Annotated in this window: 5 protein-coding genes and 1 pseudogene; 3 read left to right on the top strand and 3 right to left on the bottom strand. The window is 68.1% G+C overall.

Annotated elements, in window-relative coordinates:
* Positions 1-46: 46 nt before the first annotated feature.
* Complete coding sequence (locus tag ABT288_RS49395) at positions 47-328, bottom strand: hypothetical protein (protein ID WP_351623361.1); 282 nt, start codon at positions 326-328, stop codon at positions 47-49.
* Between the two features lie 397 nt (positions 329-725).
* On the opposite strand from ABT288_RS49395, the gene ABT288_RS49400 reads away from it, so the two are divergent.
* Together ABT288_RS49400 and ABT288_RS49405 are read left to right on the top strand one after the other, a co-directional pair.
* A complete protein-coding gene (locus tag ABT288_RS49400) occupies positions 726-1001 on the top strand; it encodes a hypothetical protein (protein ID WP_351623362.1) in 276 nt (91 codons plus the stop codon).
* A 411-nt stretch (positions 1002-1412) separates the two neighbouring features.
* A pseudogene (locus ABT288_RS49405) lies at positions 1413-3078 on the top strand (IS1182 family transposase).
* 100 nt (positions 3079-3178) lie between these two features.
* On the opposite strand, the gene ABT288_RS49410 reads toward ABT288_RS49405, so the two are convergent.
* Positions 3179-4033, bottom strand: coding sequence for a SigB/SigF/SigG family RNA polymerase sigma factor (locus ABT288_RS49410; protein WP_351623363.1), 855 nt, complete (start codon positions 4031-4033; stop codon positions 3179-3181).
* A gap of 350 nt (positions 4034-4383) precedes the next feature.
* Complete coding sequence (locus tag ABT288_RS49415) at positions 4384-4554, bottom strand: hydrophobic protein (RefSeq protein ID WP_071377864.1); 171 nt, start codon at positions 4552-4554, stop codon at positions 4384-4386.
* 135 nt (positions 4555-4689) lie between these two features.
* Here ABT288_RS49415 and ABT288_RS49420 point away from each other — a divergent pair, with 135 nt between their 5' ends.
* The gene (locus tag ABT288_RS49420) at positions 4690-4863 is read left to right on the top strand and encodes a CsbD family protein (RefSeq protein ID WP_351623364.1); all 174 of its coding nucleotides are present in this window, start codon (positions 4690-4692) and stop codon (positions 4861-4863) included.
* Positions 4864-4929 lie beyond the last annotated feature (66 nt).

The following is a 4929-nucleotide window of genomic DNA, read 5'->3' on the forward strand; positions in this document are numbered from 1 at the left end:
CCCGCGAACACATCGATGTGTTCGCGGGCCGCAGCCTTAAAGAAGATCAGCTGGCGTTGGGGTTCCGCCCGATCAGCTGGGTCAGCAGCTCCACGATCTGCGCCTGATTGCGATCGATCTTCTCCCCGAGAGCCTGGACCTCACCGGCGAGGTTGCCCACCTTCTGATCAAGGTTGCCGACCTGGAGGCGCAGGGCCGTGAGGTCGCTCTTGACGATCCCGAACTCCCGGTCCGTCGTCTGCGCCACTTCCTCGAAGCGGCGAGTGAGCGCGGCGATCTCACCCTGTGCGCTGGGGTCCTCGGGCACGCGGATCTCCTGCCAGATCATGGGATGGTCGTCGGTGGTCCTCCACGATATCGCGGGCCTCGCCCAGGCCGGCCCGTCATGGGACCTTCCCGGCTGCGGCCCGGTGGAGCCGTCCCACGGTGGTCGGCGGCCGGCAGGGCTCGCGCCCCGGCGGCTTCTCCAGGCACCCGGCCGCCGTGCGCAGCATGGCGACGGTGTAGGAACGGGACCGGCTGCCAGGCTGAGTCCCGTCCGGCCCGCTGGGTGATTGGGAGCTCCACCGTGTCCGTCGCGTTCCGCATCAGCTGCTGCCTGTGCCGCAAGAACATCCCGCTCGCCGGGGAGGCCATCGCTCTCGATGGCGAGTGGCAGCGGCGCTACCCGGACATGCACGGGACGATCGGATGCGAGCTGTGCGTACGGCTGGAACTGCTGCACCATGCCCAGTGGCGTCTTCATCGACGGGCACATCGCCGCCCCCGAAGGCGTCCTCGACATCGACTTCTTCAGCCACTGCCTGGAGCGCGGAGCCCATCGTGCCCTGGTGATCGCCTATCCCCGCTCCGGTCTCCTTCAGGGAGCGGAGCCGTACCTTCGCTGGCTCGCTGCCCGCAGGGACACCCTGTCCGACGTCGCTGCCTCACTGCGCGAAGCCCTGCAGGAGTGGGACGACACGCGGGACAGCCGCTTCGCAGATGACCGATCACCGCGCTGACGCGGCGGCAACCTGCGTGGCAGGGTCTGTGGTGATCGAGACGGCAGAGGGGAGGGGTGGCCTCCGTGGACGCGCGGATGTGTGGCTTTGTCTACGAGAACGGGTTCTGGTCCGGAAGTTGGATCAGAACCCAAACTCATGCACTGTTCGACTCGCGGACGAGGAACAGTGCTGCTGCTTCTCGTGAACAGAGCCACGTACCGCTCCACGTGTCACGTGACGCCTTCCGCGCTCCGTCGTTGAGCACGGCATCGCGCTGCAGATGTCCTCCCACGCCAGTGCGATCCCGCGCGAGGGCCCGGACTGCCGTCACACGGACGCTGTTGGTTAATTCGGGCCCGTGCGTGACGTCGGCTCCCAAGACCTGGTTGTGGTCTTGGGAGCCGATGTTGTCGTATGGGGTGGGTGTCGATGTCTATGCGGCCGAGCGGGCCGGGCGAGATTCCGGCGGAGACGGTGCGGGTGGCGCGGGCCGCGTTCCCGAAAGGAGCCTGGCGATCCGGGTCCGGGACGAGCTGGGTCCGTTGTTCACCGACGAGGAGTTCGCGGATCTCTTCCCGGCGCGTGGGAAGCCCGCCTGGTCACCGGGGCGCCTCGCGTTGGTGCTGGTGTTGCCGACCGGCAGGCCGCCGAGGCGGTGCGGGCAAGGATCGACTTCAAATATGCCCTCGCGTTGGAACTGGCTGATCCGGGCTTCGACTTCTCGGTGCTGTCGGAATTCCGGGACCGTCTCATCGAGGCGGAGGCGGGCAGGCGGGTGCTGGACGGCATCCTGGCCGCGGCCCGGGAGAAGGGGCTGCTCAAGACCGCCGGCCGGGCTCGTACTGACTCCACGCATGTGCAGTCCGCGGCCCGGGAGCTGTGCTGGCTGGAGATGGTCGCGGAGACGCTGCGTTCGGCGTTGAACACGCTCGCGCAGGCTGCGCCCGACTGGCTGGTGGAGACTGCCGAGCCTGACTGGTTTCGGCATTACGCCACCCGGGCCGAGGACTCCCGGTTCCCCAAGGCCCACACCAGGCGGGTGGAGGTCGGCAGGCGGATCGGGACGGACGGGATGCGGCTGCTTGAGGCCGTCTTCTCGCCCCAGGCGCCGACCGGACTGCGGGAGCTGGAGCAGGTCCAGATCCTGCGGCAGATGTGGGTCCAGCACTTCCACCTGACCGGGGGCGAGGTAAGGCGGCGGGACCCAAAAGACCGCCCGCCGGGCGCGACGCGCCTGGTCACGCCCTATGACCTCGAAGCCAGGGGCAGCAAGAAACGCGACATCCTGTGGGACGGATACAAGACTCATCTGACCGACACCTGCGAGCCGGACACCCCGAACCTGATCACGAACGTGGCCACCACCGTCGCCACCGTCCCCGACAGCGTGATGAGCGAGACGATCCACACCGGCCTCGCCGAACGGGAGTGCCTGCCCGGCGAGCACTGGGTCGACACCGGATATGTCACCGCCGCCCAGATCGCGGCCGCCCGCCGTGAGCACGGCATCGAGCTGCACGGGCCGCTGCAAGCGGTCACCGTCGCCCAGACGAAGAACGGCGGCGGCTACGGACAGGACGCCTTCACCATCGACTGGGACCGGCAACACGTCACCTGCCCGAACGGAGCCACCAGCACTCAGTGGGCTCTGCGCAGTTCTCAGCAACAGCTTCCCGTGATCCGGGTCAGATTCTCCCCGGCCGACTGCCGCCACTGCCCCGCATTGCGCGACTGCGTCAGCTCACCCAAGGCCGAACGCAGGGAACTCACCCTGCGCCAGCACGACGAGCACCAGGCCCTCCAGCGGACCCGCGCTCTCCAGCAGACCGACGACTGGAAGACCAGATACAAGATCCGCGCCGGAGTCGAAGGAACCATCTCCCAAGCCGTCGGGCGCTGCGGCCTGCGCCGATCCCGATACCGCGGCCTGGCCAGGACCAGCCTCCAGCACCAGCTCACCGGCGCCGCCATCAACCTCGCCCGCATCGACGCCCACCTCACCGACACACCCAGGGCCCGCACCCGCACCAGCCACTTCGCAGCACTCCGCCCCGCCGACCAGCCGGTCGACGGGGCGAAGCAAGGCCCGAATTAACCAACAGCGTCTGCCGTCACACGCCCCGGGCCCTCACCCGTGTGAAGACGCCACGCGGGATCAGCATCCGGAGCGCTCCCTGGTGTGCGGGCAGTTGGTGTCATGCCGCGGGACGACCGACGGACTGCTCCGCCAGGGCTTCGGCGCGGATGCGCGCGCAGCTGCCGCTGATCAGCCGGGAGACGTGCATTTGGGAGATGCCGAACCGGTCGGCGATGCGGCTCTGCGTCGCGTCCTCGAAGAAGCGCATGTAGAGGATGGCCCGCTCCCGCTCGGGCAGCCGGCGCAGTCCGGCCTTGGCTGCCTCTCGGTCCACCACGAGGTCGTACGAGGCGTCAGGGGTGCCGAGGGTGTCGGCGAGGCTGTAGTCCTCGTCACCGGTGGACAGTTCGGCGTCCAGCGACAGGGTGCTGAAGCTCTCCATCGCCTCCAGGCCGGTGTTCACCTCCTTCTCGCTGAGACCGGCGTTAGCGGCGATGGCAGCGACGGTGGGTTCGGCACTGCCTGGCTGCTGGGCGAGTTCTCGGCGAGAGACCCGCACTCGGTTGCGTAGTTCCTGCACCCGGCGGGGCACCCGCAGGGCCCACATCCGGTCACGGAAGTGCCTCTTGACCTCCCCGGTGATGGTCGGCACGGCGTAGCTCTCGAAAGCCCCTCGGGACGGGTCGAACCGGTCCACGGCCCTCACCAGCCCGAGGGCGGCCACCTGCCTCAGATCCTCCAACGACTCCCCGCGGTCACGGAAGCGGCCGGCGATCCGGTGGGCCATGGGCAGCCAGGCAGCGACGAGTTCGCCGCGCACGGCGTCCCGCTCCGGGCCGTCGTCCACTTGCATGAATCGGGCGAAGAGTTGGGCGGTGTCGGGGGCGTCGTTGTGGCTGTGTCGGCTGGCGGGTGAGGCGGCGGTGGCGGTCTCGGGCGTATCGGGGCGGGGCGTCGACAGGTCAGTCAGCATACGGATTCGCTCCTGAACGGTTCTCCAGGCCGCCCCGAAGACAACGTTTGTTCCGAGGCCAACCCAGTGCTGTCAGGGTCCGCCACAGGAGGTTCGCCAAGCCTGCCGGACGAGCCGACATTCAGGCTTCCCCACTGGGCGCGCGCCTCCGGTCCGAAGCACGAAAGCCCGCCTGCCCTTCGATCTCGCAAGCAAACCAGGCCCGTGCGGCTCTCTCCGGGGGCTTCGGGAAGGACGCTCTTCGTCGCCACTGGCCCGCTCATATTCGCCCGTGGGCGAATATGAAGGAAGGGCCCAGCCGGGTGTTGTCCGGCGGGGCCCTCGCCATGCACGCAAGTAGGGCGTCCAGGTCACCACCTGTACCAGCGGCTCCGACCGCCGCCGGGACTGGCCGAGCGCATCACAAAGCCGAGCAGCCACACCACCAGCACGACGACCGCGACCCACCAGAGGATCTTCAGCGCGAAACCGGCACCGAACAAAAGCAGTGCGAGAAGCAGAACAAGCAACAGCGGAACCATATTCTCAACCTCCTGACGCCCCGTTTGCCCTCCCGTTCCTCGAGCATGCGCACCGAACGCCTCGTCTATGAAGGCCGACCCCGGGCAGACGGCGCTTACCCCCAAAGACGACATCGTTAGAGGAGGCAGATCGTCATGACCGCTGGTGAGAAGGCCAAGGCGCTGGCCGAGCAGGCCAAGGGCAAGGCCAAGAAGGCGATGGGGCAGAAGGTCGGCAACGAGCGCGTGACCGCCGAGGGACAGGCAGAGAAGTCCACCGGCCACGCCCGGCAGGCCAAGGAAAACATCAAGGACGCCTTCAAACACTGACACCCGGCGTTTGGGCGGGCTGGTGTTGTGGTTCATGGAGTGGAGGAACCCCCACCCACCCCCCCT

Source organism: Streptomyces sp. NPDC001093, from assembly GCF_040298985.1.
Taxonomy (GTDB): Bacteria; Actinomycetota; Actinomycetes; order Streptomycetales; family Streptomycetaceae; genus Streptomyces.

What these genes read in the sequence shown, in the direction of transcription:
- ABT288_RS49395 (WP_351623361.1), bottom strand. Translation starts at nt 328, where the DNA reads ATGATCTGGCAGGAGATCCGCGTGCCCGAGGACCCCAGCGCACAGGGT.
- ABT288_RS49400 (WP_351623362.1), top strand. Translation starts at nt 726, where the DNA reads ATGCCCAGTGGCGTCTTCATCGACGGGCACATCGCCGCCCCCGAAGGC.
- ABT288_RS49410 (WP_351623363.1), bottom strand. Translation starts at nt 4,033, where the DNA reads ATGCTGACTGACCTGTCGACGCCCCGCCCCGATACGCCCGAGACCGCC.
- ABT288_RS49415 (WP_071377864.1), bottom strand. Translation starts at nt 4,554, where the DNA reads ATGGTTCCGCTGTTGCTTGTTCTGCTTCTCGCACTGCTTTTGTTCGGT.
- ABT288_RS49420 (WP_351623364.1), top strand. Translation starts at nt 4,690, where the DNA reads ATGACCGCTGGTGAGAAGGCCAAGGCGCTGGCCGAGCAGGCCAAGGGC.